23 protein-coding genes and 1 tRNA gene are annotated in these 22,330 nt (G+C 66.2%); 9 read left to right on the top strand and 15 right to left on the bottom strand.

Annotated features, from left to right (window positions below; genetic code table 11):
• Positions 1 to 164: 164 nt before the first annotated feature.
• The 9 genes from ASE63_RS18140 to ASE63_RS18100 form a co-directional block, all read right to left on the bottom strand.
• Entirely contained in the window at positions 165 to 635 is a 471-nt protein-coding gene (locus tag ASE63_RS18140) for a type II toxin-antitoxin system RatA family toxin (protein WP_056804355.1), read from the bottom strand.
• Positions 636 to 649: 14 nt separating this feature from the next.
• Complete coding sequence (lipA, locus tag ASE63_RS18135) at positions 650 to 1,657, bottom strand: lipoyl synthase (RefSeq protein WP_056804352.1); 1,008 nt, start codon at positions 1,655 to 1,657, stop codon at positions 650 to 652.
• 125 nt (positions 1,658 to 1,782) lie between these two features.
• Positions 1,783 to 2,061 carry a GlsB/YeaQ/YmgE family stress response membrane protein gene (locus ASE63_RS18130; RefSeq protein WP_348271360.1) on the bottom strand — a complete coding sequence of 93 codons (279 nt, stop codon included), beginning with the start codon at positions 2,059 to 2,061 and terminating at the stop codon, positions 1,783 to 1,785.
• 128 nt (positions 2,062 to 2,189) lie between these two features.
• Entirely contained in the window at positions 2,190 to 3,632 is a 1,443-nt protein-coding gene (lpdA, locus tag ASE63_RS18125) for a dihydrolipoyl dehydrogenase (protein ID WP_200962588.1), read from the bottom strand.
• A 7-nt stretch (positions 3,633 to 3,639) separates the two neighbouring features.
• On the bottom strand, positions 3,640 to 4,986 hold the full coding sequence (locus ASE63_RS18120; RefSeq protein ID WP_056804347.1) for a pyruvate dehydrogenase complex dihydrolipoamide acetyltransferase: 1,347 nt from the start codon (positions 4,984 to 4,986) through the stop codon (positions 3,640 to 3,642).
• Positions 4,977 to 5,363 (bottom strand): hypothetical protein, encoded by a 387-nt coding sequence (locus ASE63_RS18115; protein WP_056804344.1) that lies wholly within the window; start codon positions 5,361 to 5,363, stop codon positions 4,977 to 4,979. Before ASE63_RS18115 ends, ASE63_RS18120 begins: the two co-directional genes overlap by 10 nt.
• Before the next feature lie 4 nt (positions 5,364 to 5,367).
• On the bottom strand, positions 5,368 to 6,807 hold the full coding sequence (locus tag ASE63_RS18110; RefSeq protein WP_056804341.1) for a pyruvate dehydrogenase complex E1 component subunit beta: 1,440 nt from the start codon (positions 6,805 to 6,807) through the stop codon (positions 5,368 to 5,370).
• A 54-nt stretch (positions 6,808 to 6,861) separates the two neighbouring features.
• Entirely contained in the window at positions 6,862 to 7,962 is a 1,101-nt protein-coding gene (pdhA, locus tag ASE63_RS18105) for a pyruvate dehydrogenase (acetyl-transferring) E1 component subunit alpha (RefSeq protein WP_082610076.1), read from the bottom strand.
• Between the two features lie 176 nt (positions 7,963 to 8,138).
• Positions 8,139 to 8,450: a septum formation initiator family protein gene (locus ASE63_RS18100; protein WP_056804338.1), complete on the bottom strand. Its 312-nt coding sequence runs from the start codon at positions 8,448 to 8,450 to the stop codon at positions 8,139 to 8,141.
• Positions 8,451 to 8,585: 135 nt separating this feature from the next.
• On the opposite strand from ASE63_RS18100, the gene ASE63_RS18095 reads away from it, so the two are divergent.
• Positions 8,586 to 8,660, top strand: a tRNA-Lys gene (locus ASE63_RS18095).
• A gap of 148 nt (positions 8,661 to 8,808) precedes the next feature.
• Here ASE63_RS18095 and ASE63_RS18090 read toward each other — a convergent pair.
• Positions 8,809 to 9,105, bottom strand: a complete 297-nt coding sequence (locus ASE63_RS18090; RefSeq protein WP_056804335.1) for a hypothetical protein — start codon at positions 9,103 to 9,105, stop codon at positions 8,809 to 8,811.
• A gap of 150 nt (positions 9,106 to 9,255) precedes the next feature.
• Here ASE63_RS18090 and ASE63_RS18085 point away from each other — a divergent pair, with 150 nt between their 5' ends.
• Positions 9,256 to 9,480, top strand: a complete 225-nt coding sequence (locus tag ASE63_RS18085) for a hypothetical protein (RefSeq protein WP_056804332.1) — start codon at positions 9,256 to 9,258, stop codon at positions 9,478 to 9,480.
• Complete coding sequence (locus ASE63_RS27380; RefSeq protein ID WP_156410451.1) at positions 9,477 to 9,644, top strand: hypothetical protein; 168 nt, start codon at positions 9,477 to 9,479, stop codon at positions 9,642 to 9,644. Before ASE63_RS18085 ends, ASE63_RS27380 begins: the two co-directional genes overlap by 4 nt.
• Positions 9,645 to 9,684: 40 nt before the next feature.
• Here ASE63_RS27380 and ASE63_RS18080 read toward each other — a convergent pair whose 3' ends face one another.
• Positions 9,685 to 9,894 (bottom strand): hypothetical protein, encoded by a 210-nt coding sequence (locus ASE63_RS18080; protein ID WP_056804329.1) that lies wholly within the window; start codon positions 9,892 to 9,894, stop codon positions 9,685 to 9,687.
• A 286-nt stretch (positions 9,895 to 10,180) separates the two neighbouring features.
• Between ASE63_RS18080 and ASE63_RS18075 the strand changes: the two genes are divergently transcribed.
• On the top strand, positions 10,181 to 10,741 hold the full coding sequence (locus tag ASE63_RS18075; RefSeq protein ID WP_056804326.1) for a PRC-barrel domain-containing protein: 561 nt from the start codon (positions 10,181 to 10,183) through the stop codon (positions 10,739 to 10,741).
• Between the two features lie 97 nt (positions 10,742 to 10,838).
• Here ASE63_RS18075 and ASE63_RS18070 read toward each other — a convergent pair whose 3' ends face one another.
• Complete coding sequence (locus tag ASE63_RS18070) at positions 10,839 to 12,359, bottom strand: bifunctional ADP-dependent NAD(P)H-hydrate dehydratase/NAD(P)H-hydrate epimerase (protein ID WP_056804576.1); 1,521 nt, start codon at positions 12,357 to 12,359, stop codon at positions 10,839 to 10,841.
• Positions 12,360 to 12,656: 297 nt separating this feature from the next.
• Here ASE63_RS18070 and ASE63_RS18065 point away from each other — a divergent pair, with 297 nt between their 5' ends.
• Together ASE63_RS18065 and glnA are read left to right on the top strand one after the other, a co-directional pair.
• Positions 12,657 to 12,995, top strand: a complete 339-nt coding sequence (locus ASE63_RS18065) for a P-II family nitrogen regulator (RefSeq protein ID WP_056804323.1) — start codon at positions 12,657 to 12,659, stop codon at positions 12,993 to 12,995.
• Positions 12,996 to 13,091: 96 nt separating this feature from the next.
• Positions 13,092 to 14,501, top strand: a complete 1,410-nt coding sequence (glnA, locus tag ASE63_RS18060; RefSeq protein WP_056804320.1) for a type I glutamate--ammonia ligase — start codon at positions 13,092 to 13,094, stop codon at positions 14,499 to 14,501.
• A gap of 117 nt (positions 14,502 to 14,618) precedes the next feature.
• Here the strand turns inward: glnA and ASE63_RS18055 are convergent, their stop codons facing one another.
• Positions 14,619 to 15,986 carry a TIGR03808 family TAT-translocated repetitive protein gene (locus tag ASE63_RS18055; protein ID WP_056804318.1) on the bottom strand — a complete coding sequence of 456 codons (1,368 nt, stop codon included), beginning with the start codon at positions 15,984 to 15,986 and terminating at the stop codon, positions 14,619 to 14,621.
• Between the two features lie 135 nt (positions 15,987 to 16,121).
• Between ASE63_RS18055 and ASE63_RS18050 the strand changes: the two genes are divergently transcribed.
• On the top strand, positions 16,122 to 17,072 hold the full coding sequence (locus ASE63_RS18050) for an FkbM family methyltransferase (protein WP_056804315.1): 951 nt from the start codon (positions 16,122 to 16,124) through the stop codon (positions 17,070 to 17,072).
• Here ASE63_RS18050 and ASE63_RS18045 read toward each other — a convergent pair.
• Together ASE63_RS18045 and ASE63_RS27375 are read right to left on the bottom strand one after the other, a co-directional pair.
• Positions 17,062 to 18,300 (bottom strand): glycosyltransferase family 4 protein, encoded by a 1,239-nt coding sequence (locus ASE63_RS18045; RefSeq protein WP_056804311.1) that lies wholly within the window; start codon positions 18,298 to 18,300, stop codon positions 17,062 to 17,064. The genes ASE63_RS18050 and ASE63_RS18045 overlap by 11 nt on opposite strands.
• A 184-nt stretch (positions 18,301 to 18,484) precedes the next feature.
• Positions 18,485 to 18,688: a hypothetical protein gene (locus ASE63_RS27375; RefSeq protein WP_156410450.1), complete on the bottom strand. Its 204-nt coding sequence runs from the start codon at positions 18,686 to 18,688 to the stop codon at positions 18,485 to 18,487.
• A gap of 277 nt (positions 18,689 to 18,965) precedes the next feature.
• Here ASE63_RS27375 and parE point away from each other — a divergent pair, with 277 nt between their 5' ends.
• Together parE and ASE63_RS18035 are read left to right on the top strand one after the other, a co-directional pair.
• Positions 18,966 to 21,071: a DNA topoisomerase IV subunit B gene (gene parE / locus ASE63_RS18040; protein WP_056804573.1), complete on the top strand. Its 2,106-nt coding sequence runs from the start codon at positions 18,966 to 18,968 to the stop codon at positions 21,069 to 21,071.
• A gap of 201 nt (positions 21,072 to 21,272) precedes the next feature.
• Positions 21,273 to 22,184: a LysR family transcriptional regulator gene (locus ASE63_RS18035; RefSeq protein WP_056804308.1), complete on the top strand. Its 912-nt coding sequence runs from the start codon at positions 21,273 to 21,275 to the stop codon at positions 22,182 to 22,184.
• Positions 22,185 to 22,330: the final 146 nt, after the last annotated feature.

Here is a 22,330-nt window from a genome sequence, read left to right as displayed (position 1 = left end):
TTGGACGGTGGCGTTGAAACGCCTTTGCCGTCTTTGCGAAGAGCGTCAACGGCGAAGCAATCCAGGGGCGGCAGCGGTCTACAGCCCCATGGTTGCTTCACGGAGCTCGCACAGCAAATGACGGCAACGCGATCCGGCTTGAAGGGCAAATGCTTTCGCGAGCGTCAGGTCTCTGCCAGCCGCGCCGTGCCGTAAATGCCGTCGGCACGGCGCTCGAAGGCTTCGGCGAACTTGCGGAAGGCTTTGTCGAACATCGTTCCCATCAGCAACCCGAGCATGCGGCTGGCAAACTCGTATGAAATGAAGAAGCCGATCTCGCAGCCGCCGCCCGGCAGCGCCTTGAAGGTCCAGCGGTTCTCGAGATAGCGGAACGGCCCGTCGACATACTCGACCAGGATCTTCAGGCTCTTCGGATCGAGCGTGACGCGGCTGCTGAAGGTCTCGCGGATCGCCTTGTAGCCGACCGTCATGTCCGCCAGCAGCACCTCGCCGCCCTCCTCGCGCGGTGTCCTGCGCCGCACGGTCAGCCCTTCGCAGAGCGGCAGGAACTGTGGGTACTTCTCGACATCGGCGACGAGGGCGAACATCTGCTCAGGGCTGTGCTTCACCCGGCGGGCATTGTTGAACATCGGCATGCGGGCGAGCGGCCTCAGTTGCCGGACTTTGCGGCCCGCGCCGCACGCAGCCGCGCGAAATCCTCGCCGGCATGATGCGAGGAGCGGGTCAGTGGCGTCGAGGACACCATCAGGAAGCCCTTCACATAGGCGATCTGCTCGAAGCCCTTGAACTCCTCGGGCGTGACGAAGCGGATCACCGCGTGGTGCTTGCGCGACGGCGCGAGATATTGGCCGATGGTGATGAAATCCACATCCGCCGAGCGCAGGTCGTCCATCAACTGCAGGATCTCGTTCCGCTCCTCGCCGAGCCCGACCATGATGCCCGACTTGGTGAAGATGGCCGGGTCGAGTTCCTTGACCCGCTGCAGCAGCCGCAACGAATGGAAGTAGCGCGCGCCGGGACGCACCTTGAGATATTTGCCGGGCACCGTCTCGAGATTGTGGTTGAAGACGTCGGGCTTGGCCGCGACCACCACCTCGAGCGCTCCGGGCTTGCGCAGGAAGTCCGGCGTCAGGATCTCGATCGTCGTCTTCGGCGAGGTGGCGCGGATGGCGCGGATCACCTGGGCGAAATGCTCGGCGCCGCCGTCCTTCAGATCGTCGCGGTCGACCGAGGTGATGACGACATGCTCGAGGCCGAGCTTGGCGACGGCATCCGCGATCTTGCGCGGCTCCTCATGGTCGAGCGGCTGCGGCACGCCGGTCTTCACGTTGCAGAAGGCGCAGGCCCGCGTGCAGGTATCGCCCATGATCATGAAGGTGGCGTGCTTCTTCTCCCAGCACTCGCCGAGATTCGGGCAGCCGGCCTCCTCGCAGACCGTGACCAGCTTCTCGGCCTTCACGATCTTCTGGGTCTCGGCCCATTTCGGCGAGCCCGGCGCCTTGACACGGATCCAGTCCGGCTTGCGCAGGATCGGGTTCTCCGGTCGCTTCTGCTTCTCGGGATGGCGCAGCTCGGCCGGCGCCGAGGAGCTTTGCGCCTTCGGGTTGCCGACATTGGGGCGCGGGTCGCGGTTGAGCAGATCGAGGACGAGGGCCATGGGTCTTTCCATCGCGGCGGCTCCAGGGCCGCCGCACGCTTCTAGCTAATCTCCCCGACGCAGCGGGGCAACCTCGGGCGCCGCTCCCTGCCGTCGCACGCGACATGCGTCCGGCTCAGGTCACGTCATTTGCGCCCGCGCGCGGCGTTCCAGATCACGATGACGATGACGGCGCCCGCTATCGCGGCCGCGAGCGTCCGCCAAAACCCGAATATCCGGATATCCAGCAGTTCCGCCACGCGGCTGCCCAGAAATGAGCCCGCGACGCCGACAAGCATGTTGGTGAAGAGACCATGGTCCGACGAGGTGATCTTCTCGGCGATCCAGCCGGCGAGCATGCCGATGAAGATCGTGGCGAAGAAGCCGTAGCCCGGCTGAGCCATGGTGGCGGCAAAGTTTTCCATCGTCATTCCCCCGAAGCCGGCGCGGATGCGCGCCGGCAAAACCGCCGATGCGCCTGGGAGGTTCCGCTTTCAGCACCCCAGCATCGCCCTAGGCTTTGACGCCCAGGATGGCCGGCGCCCTTACCACCTCAGGCGTTCAGAACCTTGCCATAGGCGTCGAGCACGCTCTCCTTCATCACCTCCGACAGGGTGGGATGCGGGAAGACCGTGTGCATCAGCTCTTCCTCGGTGGTCTCGAGGTTCATCGCCACGACGAAGCCCTGGATCAACTCGGTGACCTCGGGCCCGACCAGATGGGCGCCCAGCAGCTTGCCAGTCTTGGCATCGAAGATCGTCTTGGCCAGACCCTGGTCCTCGCCGAGCGCCACCGCCTTGCCGTTGGCGACGAAGGGGAAGCGGCCGACCTTGAGCTCGTGGCCCGCCGCCTTCGCCTTGGCCTCGGTCAGGCCGACGCTGGCGATCTGCGGGTGGCAATAGGTGCAGCCCGGGATCATGTTCTTGTCCATCGGGTGCGGATGCAGCCCCTTGATGGCCTCGACGCAGATCACGCCCTCATGCTCGGCCTTGTGGGCCAGCATCGGCGGGCCGGCGACGTCGCCGATGGCATAGATGCCCTTGACGTTGGTGCGGCAGAGCCCGTCGATCGCGATGAAGCCGCGATCGGTCTTCACACCGACCGCCTCGAGACCGATGTTCTCGACATTGGCGACGACGCCGACGGCCGAGATCATGCGATCGGCGGTGATCGTCTGCTTGGTGCCCTTCTCATCCTCGATATGGGCGGTGATCGAATCCGCCGATTTCTCGACCTTGGTGACCTTGGCGCCGGTCAGGATCTTCATGCCCTGCTTCTCGAAGGCCTTTCGCGCGAAGGCGCCGATCTCGGCGTCCTCGACCGGGACGACCTGCGGCAGCACCTCGACCACGGTGACCTCGACGCCCATCGTCCGGTAGAAAGACGCAAATTCGATACCGATGGCGCCCGAGCCCATGACGAGCAGGGACTTCGGCATCTTCTCGGGCTTCATCGCCTCGAAATAGGTCCAGATCAGCTTGCCGTCCGGCTCCAGCCCCGGCAGCGCGCGCGGCCGGGCGCCTGTCGCGACCATGATGTGGTCGGCGGTATAGGTGCCCTCGCCCTTGGCGGTCTTCGGCGGCGGCACCTGCGGCTGCTGGGCCGGCTTCTTCGTCGGCGCGACCTTGATCGTGCCGGGCTTGGTCAGCACCGCCTCGCCCCAGATCACGTCGACCTTGTTCTTCTTCATCAGGAACTGGACGCCGTTGTTCATCCGCGCCGCGATGCCGCGCGAGCGCTTCACGATGGCTTCCAGATCGGCCTTGAACGAGCCTTCCAGCACCAGCCCGTAATCCTTGGCGTGCTGGCCGTAATGCAGGATCTCGGCCGACCGCAGGAGCGCCTTGGTCGGTATGCAGCCCCAGTTCGAGCAGATGCCGGCGAGATGCTCGCGCTCGACGATGGCGGTCTTGAAACCGAGCTGCGCTGCACGGATCGCCGCAACGTAGCCGCCGGGGCCGGAGCCGATGACGATGATGTCGTAGTCAGCCATGATCGCCTCCTCAGACCAGCATTGCCATGGGCTTCTCGATATAGCCCTTGAAGGCCGCGAGCAGTTCGGCACCGAGCGCGCCGTCAACGGCACGGTGGTCGGTGGAGAGCGTCACCGACATCACCGTGGCGATCGCCAGCGCGCCGTTCTTGACGACCGGGCGCTGCTCGCCCGCGCCGACGGCCAGGATCGTCGCATGCGGCGGATTGATGATCGCAGCGAAGTCCTTGACGCCGAACATGCCGAGATTGGAGACGGCTGTCGTGCCGCCCTGATACTCCTCGGGCTTCAGCTTGCGGGCCTTGGCGCGGGCGGCCATGTCCTTCATCTCATTGGAGATCTGGCTCAGCGTCTTGTGGCAGGCGTCGCGCACGATCGGCGTGATCAGCCCGCCCGGGATCGACACCGCGACGCCGACATCGGCGTGCTTGTGCTTCAGCATCGCGCCGTCGGTCCAGGAGACGTTGGCGTCCGGCACGGCCTTCAGCGCCAGGGCCAGCGCCTTGATCACCATGTCGTTGACCGAAAGCTTGTAGGCCGGCTTGCCGTCCTTCTCGGGAGCCGCGGCATTGAGCTCGGCGCGCAGCTTGAGCAGCGCATCGAGCTCGCAATCCACCGTGACGTAGAAATGCGGGACGCTCTGCTTGGCCTCGGTCAGGCGGCGCGCGATGGTCTTGCGCATGCCGTCATGCGGGATCTCCTCATAGGAGCCCGGCTCGAACAGCTTCTTGACCTGCTCGTCCGACGGGCCCGAGGCCAGCGGCGCGCCGGCGGGCTTGGCAACGGCGGGGCCGCTCGCAACAGGCGCCGGGGCGGCCTTGGCGCCGCCGCCGGCCTTCGCGGTCTCGATATCCTTCTCGACGATGCGGCCATGCGGGCCGGAACCCTTGATTGCGGAGAGATCGAGCCCGGCCTCCTTGGCGAGGCGACGGGCCAGCGGCGAGGCGAAGGGGCGGTCCCCGGAAGCCTCCGCAGCCCTCGGCGCAGCAGCGGGAGCGCTCTCCTGCTTGGGCGTCTCGGCCTTGGGAGCGTCGGACTTCGTGGCCTCGGCCTTGGGAGCGGCCGCCGCCTTCGGAGTGGCTGCGGCGGGGGCGGAGACGCTCTTAGCATCCTCCCCTTCGGCCGCGATCACGCCGATCACCTCGTTCACAGCGACATCCGCCGTGCCCTCGGGCACGACGATCTTGGCGAGGATGCCCTCGTCGACGGCCTCGACCTCCATCGTCGCCTTGTCGGTCTCGATCTCGGCGATGACGTCGCCCGCCTTGACGGCGTCACCCTCCTTCTTGAGCCACTTGGCCAGGTTGCCCTTTTCCATGGTGGGCGAGAGCGCGGGCATCAGGATGTTCACGGGCATGGGTGGAGGCTCGCTTTTTCAAGGGCGATGAGCAGCGCGCGGCGGGCGATGCCCATGCCGAAGCTGATAGAGACGAAGACGAAGGCGACGTAGTCGAGACGGTCGAGCGCGGAGCCGGCCAGCGTGGTGCCGTACATCAGTTCCGGCGCGAAGGCCTGCATGGTTTCGGGCACCAGCGATAGCACGCCGCTGCCGGCCAGCACGAAGGCGGTCAGGTCGATGCGGTGCAGACGCAGGCGTGCCCGCGCCAGATGCCTGGGCGTCAGTGGCCGGGGCGCGAGACGCTCCCGCGGCCGAAAATAGCGGACGGCGCCAAACGCTCCGGCGCTGGCCAGACCAACCGAAGCGACCATGGCTCCGATCGTCATCGCCGCCATGGCGTCAGGCCTTGTAGCAAACGGCCTTGGCCGCCGCGACGACCTCGCCGATATTCGGCAGGGCGAGCTTCTCGAGGTTGGCCGCGTAGGGCATCGGCACGTCCTTGCCGGTGACGCGGGCCACCGGCGCGTCGAGATAGTCGAACGCCGCTTCCATGATGCGCATACCGATCTCGGCAGTGATGCCGGACTGCGGGAAGCCTTCCTCCACAGCGACGCAGCGATGCGTCTTCTGCACCGAGGCGACGACCGTCTCGATGTCCATCGGCCGGATCGTCCGCAGGTCGATGACCTCGGCCTCGATGCCCTCCTTGGCCAGCGCCTCGGCAGCGCCGAGCGCATAGGTCATGCCGATGCCGAAGGAGACGATGGTGACGTCGGTCCCCGGCCGGACGACCTTGGCCTTGCCGATCGGGATCAGGAAATCGTCGCCCTTCGGCACGTCGAAGGAGCGGCCGTAGAGGATCTCGTTCTCGAGGAAGATCACCGGATTGGGGTCGCGGATCGCGCTCTTCAAGAGCCCCTTCGCGTCGGAGGCGCTGTAGGGCATCACCACCTTGAGGCCGGGCACGTTCGAGTACCAGGCGGCATAGTCGTGGCTGTGCTGGGCACCGACGCGGGCGGCGGCACCGTTCGGGCCGCGGAACACGATCGGGCAGCCCATCTGGCCGCCGGACATGTAGAGCGTCTTGGCGGCGGAGTTGATGATCTGGTCGATCGCCTGCATGGCGAAGTTGAAGGTCATGAACTCGACGATGGGCTTGAGCCCCGCCAGCGCCGCGCCGACGCCGATGCCGGCGAAGCCGTGCTCGGTGATCGGGGTGTCGATGACGCGCTTGGGCCCGAATTCCTGCAGCAGGCCCTGCGTGACCTTGTAGGCGCCCTGGTATTCAGCCACCTCTTCACCCATCACGAAGACATCGCCGCTGCGCCGCATCTCCTCGGCCATCGCGTCGCGCAGCGCCTCGCGAACCGTCATCTGGACGACCTCGGCACCAGCCGGGAATTCGGAGGAGGCGTCATAGGCCTTCGGCTGCGGCGGCGCAGCGACGGCCGATTCCGCCTTCGGAGCGGCCGCGACCTTGGGTGCCTCGCCGACGGCGGCGGGCGGCGCCGACTGTGCGACCTTGGGGTCGCTCTCTGCCGGCTTCGCCTCGGCAGGAGCCTTGCCACCGCCGCTCGCCGCAGCGGAGACGTCCTCACCCTCAGCCGCAATCACGCCGATCGGCGTATTGACCGCGACGTTCTCGGTGCCGTCGGCGACCAGGATCTTGGCGAGCACGCCCTCGTCCACCGCCTCGACCTCCATCGTCGCCTTGTCGGTCTCGATCTCGGCGATGATGTCGCCGGCCTTGACCTGATCGCCTTCCTTCTTCAGCCACTTGGCCAGTTTTCCTTCCTCCATGGTCGGAGAAAGGGCAGGCATGAGAATGTCGATCGGCATGAACGCACCCGGATTCTGAGACGCGGGGAAAGGACGAGGCGGCAGGCGCGGGCGTCAGCCCTGCGCCGGCTCCAGCAGAATGTCGGTGAACAGTTCGGACGGATCCGGCTCGGGATCATGCGTCGCGAATTCGGCCGCATCGTTGACGATCTCGCGGACCTTGGCGTCGATCGCCTTGAGTTCCTCTTCGCCGATCTTGAAGTCGCGGGTCAGGCGGCCCCTCACCTGCTCGATCGGATCGTGCTCCTCGCGCATGCGCTGAACCTCGTCCTTGGAGCGGTACTTCGCCGGGTCGGACATCGAATGGCCGCGATAGCGATAGGTCTGCATCTCGAGGATGTAAGGCCCCTTGCCGGAGCGCGCGTGCTCGATCGCGCGGGCGCCGGCATCGCGCACGGCGCGGACATCCATGCCGTCGACCTGCTCGCCCGGAATCCCGAAGGAGACGCCACGGCGCGAGAAATCGGTCTGCGCCGAGGCGCGGTTCACCGCCGTGCCCATGGCGTAGCGGTTGTTCTCGATCACGAACACGACCGGCAGCTTCCAGAGCTGGGCCATGTTGAAGCTCTCATAGACCTGGCCCTGATTGGCTGCGCCGTCGCCGAAATAGGCGAGCGAGACCCGCCCATCCTCGCGGTACCAGTTGGCGAAGCCGAGCCCCGTGCCGAGCGAAACCTGGGCGCCGACGATGCCGTGGCCGCCATAGAAGTTCTTCTCGCGGGAGAACATGTGCATCGACCCGCCCTTGCCGCGGGAATAGCCGCCCTGCCGGCCGGTCAGTTCCGCCATCACGCCGCGCGATTCCATCCCGCAGGCGAGCATGTGGCCGTGGTCGCGATAGCCGGTGATGACCTGATCGCCGTCCTTCGACGCCATCTGCATGCCGACGACGACGGCTTCCTGCCCGATATAGAGGTGGCAGAACCCGCCGATCAGGCCCATGCCGTACATCTGGCCCGCCTTCTCCTCGAAGCGCCGGATCAGCAGCATCTCGCGATAAGCTTGGAGATCCTCGTCCTTGCTGAAGACCGGAATGTTGCTGGGCGCAGGCCCCGCCGCCTTCTCTGCCCCGGCCTTTGCGGAGCGTGGCTTTGCCGGCTTGGCAGCAGCCTTGGCTTGAGCGGGAGCTTTCGTCTTGCGCGCGGCAACGGCCATCGGCTGTCCTCCAAGATCATTCGACCTTGGTTGTAGAGGATCGCAAAACCCTTGGCGAGGCAGCTATCTCGCATTGCAACATGATTTAAGATGCTGACAATGCTGACATTTATCAAATCAACTGAATTCCAGTTAATCGATACGTCCGTGACTATTTCGGGGTATTTTTCAGCCCTTCAGCGCCCCATCAGAATGAGGTCGTTGCGGTGCAGCCGGCCCAGGCTGTGGCGCGCGCGCTCCTCGAGCACGTCGCGGTCGACGGCCTCGTCGCGCACCAACGAGAGCCGCTGCTCCCAGACCTTGCGCTCGGCGGTCAGCTCCGCCAGCTCAACCTCCATCTCGCGCAGAGAGTCCTGCAGGGTGTCGCGCGCCTCAAGCCCCCGCGCGCCGTGCTGCGCGTGGAACATGAAATAGCTCACGGCCGCGCCCGACACGAGGTAGAGCGCAAGCGCGATGAGGACGGATCTGACGCCGCGGCGGATGACCATGGCCGAACGCTATGACGGCTTGGTTTATCGTCGGTTAACGTCCGCAGCCGACCGCCGCTTCCTCAGCTTTCCCCACGCACACGCGTGGCAACGGTTGACCGCCACGCGGCACCTCCTTATTCAGCGCGGCAGTGAGGGCGGGTAGCTCAGTGGTAGAGCACGTGACTTTTAATCATGTGGTCGTGGGTTCGATCCCCACCCCGCTCACCAGAAATCCCCGAAAAATCACAGCCTGAAGCAACAAGCCGCATTCGCGGCGCTCTTCGTCGCTGACGACGCGGAGGCCCGGCCATCTCCGGTCGCCAAGAGTCCGCCGGACGCACCATCAATGCGCCGGAAGAATCGGGACGGCGCGGGATCAGCCGAGACGGCGCACGGGCGCGCGCCCGGCTGGCGGATAGGCAGACGCCGGCGCCCGGTACTTTCGGACGCCATAGAAGCCCATCTCACCGACACCGACCACCGGCCAGCCGGGGTCGGCATAGGCTCGAAGCTCCTCGCAGCGGTGGCGGGCACGCTCGGCCGGAGTCGTGGCGTCCGCGCAATGCGAGACCTGAGAGCGCTGCCAGAAAGCCTCCGCAGGCGATGACAAGGCTGCGGCCGCGACCGCGAAGACCAGCACGGACAGGGATTTTGCGACGCAGCCGGGCTTCACCGAAAACTCCCTTGCCTCGGACGGACCTTTCGCAGAATCGCGCAGCAAACACTTGAGGAAGCCTTAAGTCACACTCGCGTCCCGCGCATCGCGGAACCGAACGGCGCGCCGTGGGTAGTTATTTCGGGCGCATGGCGGGGAGGATTAGCGATGCGGACGACGATCGAACACGCAGGTCGCGCCGGCGAGCGCGACCACGCGCATATCGTCATCGAGACCGTCGAGGATTATGAACTCGCTACACGGCGGATCGCAGCCCTCGACAAGTCGATACGGGGCACATCCGAGGACTGCGAACTCGAGGCCCTGCTGGAAGCCGTGAAGCAATGGGATCGCAGGCACGACGACGCCACCGGCTGGAAGGATCGACCGTGAAGGAACCGATCATCGTCCACTCCGAAGAGGATTACGAGCGCGCCCAGCGGCGGGTCCGGGAACTGGAAGCAGCCGAGGCAACCGCCGACAAGGAGCGGGAGTTGCAGGCGCTGGCCGAGGCGATGCTTGCCTTCGAACTCCGACGCGACAGCGCCGAGGAATGAGCGACGAGGTCGGCAACGCCGCATAGGTGCGAGACCGGCCTCACATGTCGTTGCTGGCGTTGAGCTGTTCCGGTCGCATACCCTCGTCGGCCGGCGGACGAACCGCGCCCGGCTGGGCTGCTGCCCAGGCCGCTACGATCTCGGACAAGGCCTGCTCGCGGGTCAGGCCGGGGCTGGCGTCGCGGCGGTGTCGGTCGAGCGCGGCGAGTTCCGTTTCGGGAAGGACGATCGTGATGGTGGTTCCAGGCATTGGCGCGCTCCTTTGGCGGCGCGGCTGCACGCGATGATAGCGCAGATCGGCGGCCCTGCGAAGAAACACCGCGGGTCAGGCGCCCGTTCCATGCGATGTCGCGGCGGCAGCACCCTGTCGCGCAAGACGACGGGCATGCTGCCGCCGCGGAAGTCGCCTCGGCGCACTGGCGTTCCGGCATCGGACTATGGATCGCGCGTGTTTTCGCCGCGCAACGTGAAACAAATGCGGCAGTTCGACGTTTAGCCTCCAAGCCGCTGTGATGCGGATACTTTAGGAGGACATCATGTTCAAACGTCATATTGCAGCGACAACGCTTGGCTTTGCTCTACTGACCGCGACCGCCATCGCCCAGACCGCGCCTTCCCCGACGGCGCCTGCTGCGCCGGCAGCTCCCGCCTCTCCCACCGTGACCCCGGCTCCGGCGCCGGCCAAGGCTCCCGAGAACAACCTGGCCGGCCAGGGCAAGTGGCGCGCCTCGAAGCTGATGGGCGTCGATATCTACGGTCCCGACGACAAGAAGGTCGGAGACGTGACCGAGGTGCTATTCGACAAGACCGGCAAGGTCGAAATGGTGACCGTCGGCGTCGGCGGCTTCCTCGGCATCGGCTCGAAGGATGTCGCGATCCCCTTTGAGCAAGTGACCTGGAGTGACCAGCCGATGGCAGCAGCCGCTCCCGCCCCGGCGACCACGGGCACCGGCACATCGGGAACGAGCGGCGGCATGGCCACCGCTCCGGCCGCGTCGGCGCCCAAGGCCCCGGCGATGTATCCGGACCACGGCAAGATCACGATGACGAAGGACCAGCTGACTGCCGCGCCGGCGGTGACCTATTCGGGCAGCTGATCGCCTTATACCGCATCGAGTGCGTAGCGCAACGTTGCGTCGATAGCGGTGCGGCCCGCCCTTCCGGGGCGGGCCGTTCCACATTCGGGGCCGAGACCTATTCCACCCCGGAAGCTTCCACCAGAAGGCGCGGCACGATTTCCGGCAGGTCGTCGGCTATCAGGCCGGCGCCGGCCTCCTCTCCGGCCCGGCCGTGCAGCCAGACGGCGGCGCAAGCGGCCTCGAGGGCTGGAACTCCCTGCGCCATCAAACCAGCGATCAGCCCGCCGAGCACGTCGCCGGAGCCGGCGGTCGCGAGTGCGGCCGAGCCGGTGGTGTTGATGGCCGCGCGGCCCTGCGGCGAGGCGATGACGCTGTCCGCCCCCTTGAGCACGACGACCGCCCCGGAACGAATCGCGGCGCGGCGCGCCCGCTCAAGCTTAGACGGCGCATCCATGATCGTCGCCATGCCACTGAAAAGGCGCGCGAACTCGCCTTCATGCGGGGTCAAAACGAGCGCCGCGCCGCGCTGCGCCACGCGGCGCCGCAATCCGCTGACGCGCGCACCCAGCAAGGTCAGCGCATCCGCATCGAGCACGGCCGGGACGCTGGTGCGCAGCACCGCCCTCACCGCCTCGCCCGCCGCACCATCCAGCCCGAGCGCCGGGCCGATCAGCACGCTAGACAGCCTTGGCTCCGCCAGCAGACGCGCCAGCGCCTCCGGATCGGCGACTGCCCGCTGCATCAGCGCATCGGGGCCGCGTGCGGCATGAGCCGCCAGCGCTTCCGGCCGGCAGGCGATGGTGACCAGCCCCGCGCCGATCCGAAGCGCGGCTCGCGCACCGAGCCGCGGCGCACCGACCCCAGCCAGCCCACCCGCGACCACGAGTACGGCACCGCGCCGGTATTTGTGGGCATCGACGGCATGGGCCGGCCAGTGCCCGCGCCAGAGCGCCGGCGCGTTGCGAAAGCTCGTCGGCGGATGCTCCCCGGTAAAGATGAGTTCCGGCGCGATGCCGATATCGGCAAGCGTGATGACGCCGCACAGGCTGCGTCCAGGCTGAAGCAGGTGTCCTGGCTTCAGCCGGAAGAAGGTAACGGTTTCGGCCGCGCGCACGACCTCGCCCACAGCCTGACCGCTATCGCCGCTGAGACCGCTCGGGACGTCGACCGCGACGACCGGCCTGCCGGCGGCGTTGACCGCGGCGGCCATCGCCGCGGCCGCGCCGTCCAGCGGCCGGCTCAGCCCGGCACCGAACAGCGCATCGACCACGATGTCCTGTGCTTCCGGCCGCGCATCAACTAAAGGGGCGATCGGGCCGGTCCAGAGCTGCGCCATCGCGGCCGCATCGCCGGCAAGGCTGGAGCGCTCGCCTGCCAGCGCCAGGGTGACCCGCAGGCCCCGCCGCGCAAGCAGGCGCGCCGCGACGAAGCCATCACCGCCATTGTTCCCCGGGCCGCAGAGCACGAGGACGCTGGCGCCGGAGGGCGCTCGCCGGCAGACGGCATCCGCCACCGCCCGGCCGGCCCGCTCCATCAGGAGGTTGCCCGGCGTGCCTGCCGCAATCGCCGCCTGGTCCGCCGCCGCCATGCCGCTAACGTCGAGCAAGGCGAGATCGGTGTGTGCTGTTCCGCTCATCCGCTCATCATCGGAGAGCCGTCGCATCCCGGCAAGCGCCCTGCCTGAATGCGGAAATGATCGATATTTAGGCAGATGATTATTTTATGATCTGTTTCTTGCCTTATGATCAGGCGGCCGGCACGGTGCTGCCGCATAGCGGGCGGAATGCGCCGATGCTATGAGCAGTCCAAGGATGTTGAGTGCTGCTCCAAGAGGCTGCCCTGGCCCCAGGCCTAGCAGGCCGGGAGGGGCGGCATGTCGGGTCCCGGTGGTGGTCCGGAACCCGGTTAGCACGCAAAGGAGGCCGGTCGGCGCATGAAGAAGATCGAAGCGATCATCAAGCCGTTCAAGCTGGACGAGGTGAAGGAGGCGCTTCAGGAGGTCGGCCTGCAAGGCATCACCGTTCTCGAAGCCAAGGGCTTCGGGCGGCAGAAGGGCCACACCGAGCTCTATCGCGGCGCTGAATACGTCGTCGACTTCCTGCCGAAGGTGAAGATCGAGATCGTGCTCGCCGACGAGATGGTCGACAGCGCCATCGAGGCGATCATGAAGGCGGCCCAGACCGGGCGCATCGGCGATGGCAAGATTTTTGTATCGAGTGTCGAGGGGGCGATCCGCATCCGCACCGGGGAAACCGGCGCGGACGCGATCTGAGGGCGCAATCCCGACCCGCGAGTTCAGCGGCCCGGCGGCCATGAGGGCCGCCCGGACCGCGAAAGTTTGAGAAACGACCTTTAGAGGAATGCTGAGATGAAGAACGCCAAGGATGTTCTGCAGGCGATCAAGGACAACGACGTCAAGTATGTCGACTTCCGCTTCACCGACCCGCGCGGCAAGTGGCAGCATGTGACGTTCGACATTACGATGATCGATGAGGACATCTTCGCCGAGGGCACGATGTTCGACGGCTCCTCGATCGCCGGCTGGAAGGCGATCAACGAGTCCGACATGCTGCTGATGCCCGACCCGACCACGGCCGTGATGGACCCGTTCTTCTCGGCCGCGACGATGGTCATCACCTGCGACGTGCTCGAGCCAGCCACAGGCGAGCCCTACAACCGCGACCCGCGCGGCATCGCCAAGAAGGCCGAGGCCTATCTCAAGTCGACCGGCATCGGCGACACCTGCTATGTCGGCCCGGAAGCAGAGTTCTTCGTCTTCGACGACGTGAAGATCGCGGCCGACCCGTACCACACCGCCTTCAAGCTCGATAACGTCGAGCTGCCGACCAACGGCTACGCCGATTACGAGGGCGGCAACCTCGGCCACCGCATCGCGACCAAGGGCGGCTATTTCCCGGTCCCGCCGCAGGACTCGGCGCAGGACATGCGCGGCGAGATGCTGGCTGCCATGGCCGCCATGGGCGCCAAGGTCGAGAAGCACCACCACGAGGTCGCTTCCGCCCAGCACGAGCTCGGCCTGAAGTTCGACACCCTGACCCACATGGCCGACACCATGCAGGTCTACAAGTACGCGATCCACAACGTCGCCCAGAGCTACGGCAAGACCGCGACCTTCATGCCGAAGCCGATCTATGGCGACAACGGCTCGGGCATGCACGTCCACCAGTCGATCTGGAAGGGCGGCAAGCCGATCATGGCCGGCAACAAGTATGCCGACCTGTCGCAGGAGTGCCTGTGGTACATTGGCGGCATCATCAAGCACGCCAAGGCCCTGAACGCCTTCACCAACCCGTCGACGAACTCCTACAAGCGCCTCGTCCCGGGCTATGAGGCTCCGGTGCTTCTGGCCTATTCGGCCCGCAACCGCTCGGCCTCCTGCCGTATTCCGTGGACGACCTCGCCCAAGGCCAAGCGCGTCGAGGTCCGCTTCCCCGATCCGATGGCGAACCCCTATCTCGCCTTCTCGGCCCTGCTGATGGCCGGCCTCGACGGCATCGTGAACAAGATCGATCCGGGCCCGGCGATGGACAAGGATCTCTACGACCTGCCGCCGCGCGAACTGAAGAAGATCCCGACCGTCTGCGGCTCGCTTCGCGAGGCCCTGGACGCCCTCAAGAAGGACAACGCCTTCCTCAAGGCCGGGGGCGTCTTCAACGACGATTTCATCGAGAGCTATATCGAGCTCAAGATGCAGGATGTGGCGCGCTTCGAAATGACGCCGCACCCGGTCGAGTTCGCGATGTACTACTCCTACTGAGGGTTTGTGGCCGGCCCGCAAAGGACCGGCCACGAGCTTCCTCCCGACCGCAAGCTGGCGGTCCACCTGAAACACCGGGGCGGAAACGCCCCGGTTTTTTGTTGGACGCAGCTCGGCTCAGACGAAACGATTGTGGCCGAACGTCACGCTGCCCGCAGTGGTCGCCAGCACGTTTCCATACTCGGTCGTGCCGACGCGGTTGAAGGTCGTGCCCGTGAAGGCACTGGGCACGATGCCGCCGACGCTGCAGGCGCGGACAACATTGCCCGAAACGACGATGGACCGGTCCGAGCCCATCACGGCATCATTCGACACGCCGATGCCGATGGCCGCGCCGCGGACGAGGTTGCCGGTCAGCACGAGATCGCGCGCTCCCGTATTCACGCCGGCCTGGATGCCCACGCGGGCGACACCTTCGATCAGGTTGCCGGATACGACGCAGTCCTGCTCGACGGTGATGCCGTTGCCGATCGTCGAGGGCGGATAGTAGCCCGCGTCCGGAATCGGATTGTTCAGGACATTCGAGATTCTGTTGCCTTCGATGACCACGCTTCGAGCGGTTCCGTCGCTGAACTGGCCGGAATTGGCGACGTTGATGCCGTTTCCAACCGTATCGAGGCAATTGTTCGAGACGACGCAGCCGGTCAGATCAATCCCAGCCCCCGGCGCCTCGACGAAGATGGCGACCTCGCGGGTATTATAGATGTTGTTGTTGCAGATATTGTAGAGTCCGCCGCCATTGCAGCGCACGGCCGAATACTTGGTGGCGAAGATCTTGTTGTCAGTCACCGTCACCCCGATCGCCCGGAAGATCGCGACGCCGTTGCCGTTCTGACCGGTTCCTCCTGCGGCGCTCTCGATGCCGTTGATCAGATTGCCGGAGATCGTCGAGCTGTCGCCGGTGACGGAATCGCGCCAGACCGCTATGCCGTTGTTCGACATGTTCGCGAGCGAACTCGCGAGGACGCTGATCTTCGCATTTTCACTCCAGATGCCGACCGAGTGCGCGGAGAGGCTGCTACCGCGAACGAGCACTTCGGCACCGCTGGAGACATAGATCCCGATCCCCGGGGAATTGACGATGGCGCAGTTCTCGAACGCCACGTTCTTTGCGCCCGAGGCGACTGCGATGAAAGCCGGCCTCTGCGAGACATAGTCGGTCAGAGGACGATTCTGGCCGTCGAAGATCAGGCCGTCGAAACGCACGTCGGTCTGCCCCTCGATCCTGAAGAAGATATCGGAGCCAGTGAACCGCAGGATGACAGAGCCCGGCACCGCGCGGGCCTGAAGCGGCCTGCCGCCTCCATTGGTCGTGAGGATGGTCGTCGTTCCGGAATCATAGGTTCCAGGCTGAAAGAACAACGGGCGCCCCTGACTGCGGGCTGCGTCCAGCACTGTCTGAAGGCCGGTGAAAGCCGTCCACCCGGCACTCGCGGCAGCGGTGCGGGCGACGACGACATCATCGAAAACGGCATAGGAAGGCATCAGCTCATTCTCCGTGAGAACATAACACGAACATTCCTATGTTAGGTTTTTAATCCTGTCAATGCCTTTACCTCCCTTCACCGATTGCTGAGGTTTGGCGATTAGCGTCCGCGCCGCGCACACAAGGAGCAGACCGTGGACCTGCAAGCGAGCCGACAGCCGTCGCTCTTGATCGACCGCGTGACGGGGCGCGTCGAAGCGAGGCGCACCATCGACAGGGCGTTGATCGCCCTTCTGAATCTCTATGCGACCGCGTCTCAACCGATGCGGCAACGGGGCCTCTACAAGCTCTGTCGCCTGATCGGATCGACGGCATGGCAGGGGGCGATGGCGCGGATCGACATCGACCCCGATGCGGCGGTGACCTTCCCGGCCGACGACCCCTACTGGAATCGGATGCTACTGACGCAGTACGATCACGAGCCTGAGCTCGCTCGCTTCTTGCGCGGCATCGCGGATCTGGACTACGGTTTCGTCGATTGCGGGGCCAATATCGGCTACTGGTCGGTCTTTGCTGCGTCCGACCGCGGAGGCCGCAAGCCGGTTCTCGCAATCGAGGCGTCCAGGCCCACCTACGACATTCTGGCGCGCAACATCGCACCCCAGGCGGATCGCGTCATCTCCCTGCACCGCGCCGTTCTCGATCGTTCGGGAATCGACGTCGTCCTGACGGATGCCGCTCACGAGGCACGCGGCATCGCCGAGGACGGGGCGCCCTCTTCAGGCGCGACCGTGGAATCGATCGCGATCGACGACCTGCTGGCCAGGCATGGCTGGTCGGAGCGCCGGCTCGTGGTCAAGCTCGATGTAGAGGGTGTAGAGCGTCAGGCCCTCTCCGGAATGGAGCGGGCCCTGAACAATGATGCTCTCGTGATCTATGAAGATCACGGAGCGGATGAGTCCCATGCGCTCACGCGGCACGTGCTCGTCGATCGGGAGCTCCAGGTCCACCTGCTGCTGGATGACGGGACGGTACCGATCACGGGCGTCGAACAGCTGATTGAGTACAAGCGCGATCGGACCAAAGGCTACAACCTGACCGCCATGAGAAACAATTCTCAATGGCAGGGCACCTTCAGGGCCTGACCTCACCGACGCGCACCGACTTTTCGAGCAGGCTCCGATAGGCGGCGATGCTGCGCTCGATGTGCCGACCGGTGGTCAGCGGATCGGCCCAGTAGCGACGGTACGCGGCAGCCCCCATCGTGCCAGCCACGGCATCGTTCTTGAGATGGCGGAGCGCCGCGGTCAGCCCCGCGGTGTCGCCGCCTTCGACCAGGATCCCGTCCTCTCCATCGACGATCCAGCTCGCCGGACCGGTGGTGCGCGAGAGGATGACCGGCACGCCGAGCGAACGCGCCTCCGCGATGACGAGAGGGCCCGGCTCATACCAGAGCGAGGGCAGCACGAGGCAGCGAGCCTGCGCGATCTCCTCGAAAACGCGCTCGGCCGGAACCCAATCGCGGACCTCCGCCTGTGGGTTGATATGCGCGATCTCCGCAGCCAGCGGCCCTTCACCGACGAAGCGCACCGGCATGTCGGCATCGCGCGCCGCCCTGGCCAGAACATCGCCGGCTTTCTCCTGTGTGAACCGGCCCAGGAACAACGCATGCCGGTTCTTCGCGACATCCGTCGGCGCGCGCTTCTGCGCCTCCATCATGTTCTCGACCACCACATGGCGCGCCTGCTTCGGCAGGAAGGGCTCGGCGAAGCGGCGGGCAAAATCGCTGACATGAAGGAAGAGCGGCGCCTTGAGCTTGCTCATCGCGTCGTCGGAGCGCCATTGCCGGGCGACGCGGACGAGCTTGTGAACGTAGGAGGTGCGGTCGCAATTGGCGGCGATACAGCCGACCGACATCGGCGTCTGCCGGCAGGGCGCATTGCTTTTGAAGTCGAAATACCCGCCCGTCGGACAGAACGAGAAATAGTCGTGCATCGTGATCGCCACAGGCAAGCCGCTTTCGCCGGCGGCTGCGATCGCGGCCGGGCTGAAGGCCTTGGTCCACTGATGCAGATGCACGATCGTTTCCGCTCGTGGCTGCCGCGCCAGCAGCGCGGCCAGGAAGGCATGGGCCGCAGCATTCCAAACACCCTGTCGGGCGGCCGCAAGCTTGCCCCCGACCTTCCAGATTTCTTCTCCGGCGAACAGTTCCACGCTGATGCGGGGATGCTCCAGTCGTTCCGAAACAGGCCCGATGGCGCAGGCGAAGACGACGTCGATGCCCGCTTCCGCGAGGCCGCGCGCGCTTTCGATCGCCACCTTGGCCGCCCCGCCATTCACGGAACCGAAATCACTGATGATGATGCAGCGCATCGCAAGAAACCCTTCCGCAGGTCTCTGCGTAGGGCAAAAAGGTTGATATTCTCCGAGATGAGGCCGGGCGCCGGCCGTCGCCGCAGTTCGCCTCAAGTCAGCACAGCGCCTTGCCGGATGGCGATTCTGTGCGCCCGCGTTCCACCACCGATTTTTCAGCGAGTGACCGCGCCGGGCAAACCCTTCAGCGCGTGCTCAGCACCAGGAGGCCCGCGGCCGCGGTCAGGCCGGCCAGGAGCCACAAGAGCCAACGCGAAGGCTGCAGCAGGGACGCATCGAGGCGCTGGCGCGGTGCCAGTTCCTCATGCCCGAATGCCTCGCCCGCAAGCCGGGCGGTACGCTCCAGGCTCGCAGCCCTCACTCTCGGTACGGAACGTATGGAAGTCACGGCGCCCTCCCCCCATTTGCGGTGATCCTAGCAGGCTGCAGCGCGCTGCCCAGCCCCTCCGAATCGCCAATTCCAGCCTCGATCCAGCCTTGTTAATGCCGCCTGAACGATCCGGTTCCCTCTCTCCTTTTCATCCCTTCGGGTGACGGCGGAATGACGCAAGGCGCAGGAGCCGGTTTCCTCCCGGCATCCGGGCCTGTAGGAAGGGGCGCAACGCGCAGGGACTTGCCTTCTGCGCTATCATCTGCAGTCGCGAATCATGGGACGCACGGACACGATGTCGGACAGCGGCGATCTATTTGGGACGGAACCGGAGCGGCCAGTGTCGACCGCCGCTCGGCCCGCCGTGCCGCGCCCGGCGCTCGGCGCTGCCGAGGCTCCCGGCAGCGTCCGTCCGGCCCAGTCCGCGGCGCCGACGCCCCCGCGCAACGGCACGCTGTCGGAGGCCGGCTACGATGCCTCGGCCATCGAGGTACTGGAGGGGCTGGAGCCGGTCCGGCGCCGTCCCGGCATGTATATCGGCGGCACCGACGAGCGCGCGCTGCACCACCTCTTCGCCGAGGTGATCGACAACGCCATGGACGAGGCCGTCGCCGGCCATGCGAGCTTCATCGATGTCGAGCTGCTGGAAGACGGCTCGATCGCGGTGACCGACAATGGCCGCGGCATCCCGGTGGATCCTCATCCGAAATTCCCCGGCAAATCGGCGCTCGAAGTCATCATGACGACGTTGCATGCCGGCGGAAAATTCGACTCGAAGGCCTATGAGACTTCGGGCGGCCTGCACGGCGTCGGCGTCTCCGTCGTGAACGCGCTGTCGGACCGGCTCGAGGTCGAGGTCGCGCGGGGCAAGACGCTCTACCGCCAGGTTTTTTCGCGCGGCCTGCCACAGGGCCCGTTGGAGACGGTCGGCCCGGTGGCCAACCGGCGCGGCACTCGCGTTCGCTTCCACCCTGACGCGCAGATCTTTGGCGAGGGCGCGCATTTCATCCCGGCGCGCCTGTTCCGCATGGCCCGCTCGAAGGCCTATCTCTTCGGCGGCGTCGAGATCCGCTGGCATTGCGCCCCATCGCTGCTGAAGCCCGAGGGCGACGTCGCGGCCGAGGCCGTGTTCCGCTTCCCTGGTGGTCTGCGCGACTATCTCGGCCGCGAGATCGAGGGCAAGGACCTCGTCGCCGAGCCGATCTTCGCCGGCAAAATCACCAGGGACGGCAGCCACGGCTCGCTGGAATGGGCAATCGCCTGGCTTGCGACCGGCGAGGACGGCTTCGCCTCCTCCTACTGCAACACGATCCCGACGCCGGAAGGCGGCACGCACGAGCAGGGGCTGCGCATCGCCCTGCTCAGGGGCCTGCGTGACCATGCCGAGCGCATCGGCCAGTCGAAGCGCATGGCGCAGGTCACCTCCGACGACGTGATGGCGACCTGCGCGGCCATGCTCTCCGTCTTCATCCGCGAGCCGGAGTTCCAGGGGCAGACCAAGGACAAGCTCGCGACCCAGGAGGCCTCGCGCATCGTCGAGAACGCTGTGCGCGACGCCTTCGACCACTGGCTCGCACAGGCGCCGCAGCAGGCACTGAAGCTGCTCGACTGGTCGGTGGACCGCGCGGAGGAGCGCCTACGCCGCCGTCTTGAAAAGGAAGTCTCGCGCAAGACCGCGACGCGCAAGCTGAGGCTGCCCGGCAAGCTCGCCGACTGCAGCTCGGCCGGCGCCGCCGGCTCGGAGCTCTTCATCGTCGAGGGCGATTCGGCCGGCGGCTCGGCCAAGCAGGCGCGCAACCGCCAGACGCAGGCCATCCTCCCCTTACGCGGCAAGATTCTCAATGTCGCCAATGCGACCCGCGAGAAGCTGAATGCCAACCAGCAGCTTGCCGACCTGATCCTGGCGCTGGGCTGCGGCATCGGCAGCCAGTTCCGCGAGGATGACCTGCGCTACGAGAAGGTCATCGTGATGACCGACGCCGATGTCGACGGCGCCCATATCGCCTCGCTGCTGGTGACCTTCTTCTGGCGGCAGATGCCGCGCCTGATCGAGAAGGGCCATCTCTATCTCGCCGTGCCCCCGCTCTACCGGCTCCAGCACGGTGGCAAGTCGGTCTACGCCCGCAACGACGCCCATAAGGACGAGCTTATCGCCAGCATCTTCAAGGGCAAGAAGCCGGAGATCAGCCGCTTCAAGGGCCTGGGAGAAATGATGCCGGCCCAGCTCAAGGAAACCACGATGGACCCGAGCAAGCGCATTCTGCTCAAGGTCATGGTCGACCACGAGACGCGCGAGGAAACCGCCGACACCGTCGAACGCCTGATGGGCAACAAGCCGGAAGCGCGCTTCATCTTCATCCAGGAGCGCGCCGCCTTCGCGGGCGAGCTGATCGACCTGTGAGGCGACGCGGCCGCCGGGCAGTGACGGCGGAGCCCCGCATCTTTGGGGGGTTGGACGCCAAAGATGCCGGGCTGCCAGCGAACCGGGCCACAGGCATGGTCGATCCATGCCACACGCACCTCACCATTCCGAGCACCGGTCCCGCCTGCATGACTACTCTCCCTGCCCCGGCAGCCTTTTCCGCTCCGGGCCGCTGATCGCATGGGGCAGCCTGCTCCCCCTCCATCTCGACGCGACGGCGATCTGGCGGCGCCCGGCTGGGACGATATCGGGATCTTCCACGCCATCGCCGAAAGCGGGTCGCTGGCCTTGGCAGCGCTCCGGCTCGGCCTGAGCGAGGCGACGATCGCGCGCCGTCTCAAGGCCTTCGAGCGCGCACTCGGCGTGTTGCTGTTCCGGCGCGGCGCCAATCGCCTCGTGCTGACGGCGACCGGGGCCGAGCTCGCGCAGGAGGCCGGCAGGGTCGCGGCCGCAGCCGAGCGTTTCGCCAGCCGGGCGAAGTCGGCGCGCACGGCCGCCGACGCGCCGGTCAGGATCACGGCGACGACATCGATCAGCCTGTTCCTCACCAAATATGCCGCCACGATCTCAGCCGATGCGGGCGGCGTCGAGATCGTCATCATCAGCACGCGCGACCGGCTCGATCTCGGAAGGGGCGACGCCGACATCGCCCTGCGCATGTCGAGAATCCCGGATGAGCCGGGCTATTTCGGCCAGAAGGTCGGGCGGCTCGTCCAGGCGCTCTATGCCCGCCGCGACGTCGACCCCGCGACCGCGCCGGTCATTTCGGTCAGCCGCGAGACCTCCTCGCGCATCGACGAGCATATACTCGCCTATGCCGCCGGCCGGCCGATCGCGGCCCGCGTCGGCGATTCAGCCGCGCGCTACGAGAGCATCCGCTCGGCGGGCACGGTCTCGATGGCGCCCTGCTTCATGGCCGATGCCGACGGGACGCTGCTTCGGCTGCAGCCGCCGCCGGACAGGACGGCGGACGAGATCTTCCTGGTGACGCATGAGGTGTCGCGCCAGCGGCCGGCCGTCATCGCCGTCATGGCGGCGCTTCGGAAGGTGTTTCGCGAGAACCGCGCCAAGCTCGAAGGGCAATCCGCTTGACGGGTTGGCGGCAAGATCGGCCCGTCGACCCCAAAAGGTCTGGCCTGCGCTGATTTTGCGGATACGTTCACCGTCATCCTGAACCAGCCGCTCACCGGCGCAGTTCCGGGATGACAGCGTGATCGCGGCGGAATCATCGCGATCCG

It is taken from the genome of Allobosea sp. Root381 (assembly GCF_001429395.1).
Lineage (GTDB): Bacteria > Pseudomonadota > Alphaproteobacteria > Rhizobiales > Beijerinckiaceae > Allobosea.
This window is presented reverse-complemented; position numbering and strand designations above follow the sequence as displayed.

Bases quoted from the DNA above. Each gene is read 5' to 3' on its own strand.
- ASE63_RS18140 (WP_056804355.1), bottom strand. From the start codon at position 635: ATGCCGATGTTCAACAATGCCCGCCGGGTGAAGCACAGCCCTGAGCAG.
- lipA (WP_056804352.1), bottom strand. From the start codon at position 1,657: ATGGCCCTCGTCCTCGATCTGCTCAACCGCGACCCGCGCCCCAATGTC.
- ASE63_RS18130 (WP_348271360.1), bottom strand. From the start codon at position 2,061: ATGGAAAACTTTGCCGCCACCATGGCTCAGCCGGGCTACGGCTTCTTC.
- ASE63_RS18120 (WP_056804347.1), bottom strand. From the start codon at position 4,986: ATGCCCGTGAACATCCTGATGCCCGCGCTCTCGCCCACCATGGAAAAG.
- ASE63_RS18115 (WP_056804344.1), bottom strand. From the start codon at position 5,363: ATGGCGGCGATGACGATCGGAGCCATGGTCGCTTCGGTTGGTCTGGCC.
- ASE63_RS18110 (WP_056804341.1), bottom strand. From the start codon at position 6,807: ATGCCGATCGACATTCTCATGCCTGCCCTTTCTCCGACCATGGAGGAA.
- pdhA (WP_082610076.1), bottom strand. From the start codon at position 7,962: ATGGCCGTTGCCGCGCGCAAGACGAAAGCTCCCGCTCAAGCCAAGGCT.
- ASE63_RS18100 (WP_056804338.1), bottom strand. From the start codon at position 8,450: ATGGTCATCCGCCGCGGCGTCAGATCCGTCCTCATCGCGCTTGCGCTC.
- ASE63_RS18085 (WP_056804332.1), top strand. From the start codon at position 9,256: ATGCGGACGACGATCGAACACGCAGGTCGCGCCGGCGAGCGCGACCAC.
- ASE63_RS18080 (WP_056804329.1), bottom strand. From the start codon at position 9,894: ATGCCTGGAACCACCATCACGATCGTCCTTCCCGAAACGGAACTCGCC.
- ASE63_RS18075 (WP_056804326.1), top strand. From the start codon at position 10,181: ATGTTCAAACGTCATATTGCAGCGACAACGCTTGGCTTTGCTCTACTG.
- ASE63_RS18070 (WP_056804576.1), bottom strand. From the start codon at position 12,359: ATGAGCGGAACAGCACACACCGATCTCGCCTTGCTCGACGTTAGCGGC.
- ASE63_RS18065 (WP_056804323.1), top strand. From the start codon at position 12,657: ATGAAGAAGATCGAAGCGATCATCAAGCCGTTCAAGCTGGACGAGGTG.
- glnA (WP_056804320.1), top strand. From the start codon at position 13,092: ATGAAGAACGCCAAGGATGTTCTGCAGGCGATCAAGGACAACGACGTC.
- ASE63_RS18055 (WP_056804318.1), bottom strand. From the start codon at position 15,986: ATGCCTTCCTATGCCGTTTTCGATGATGTCGTCGTCGCCCGCACCGCT.
- ASE63_RS18045 (WP_056804311.1), bottom strand. From the start codon at position 18,300: ATGCGCTGCATCATCATCAGTGATTTCGGTTCCGTGAATGGCGGGGCG.
- parE (WP_056804573.1), top strand. From the start codon at position 18,966: ATGTCGGACAGCGGCGATCTATTTGGGACGGAACCGGAGCGGCCAGTG.
- ASE63_RS18035 (WP_056804308.1), top strand. From the start codon at position 21,273: ATGGGGCAGCCTGCTCCCCCTCCATCTCGACGCGACGGCGATCTGGCG.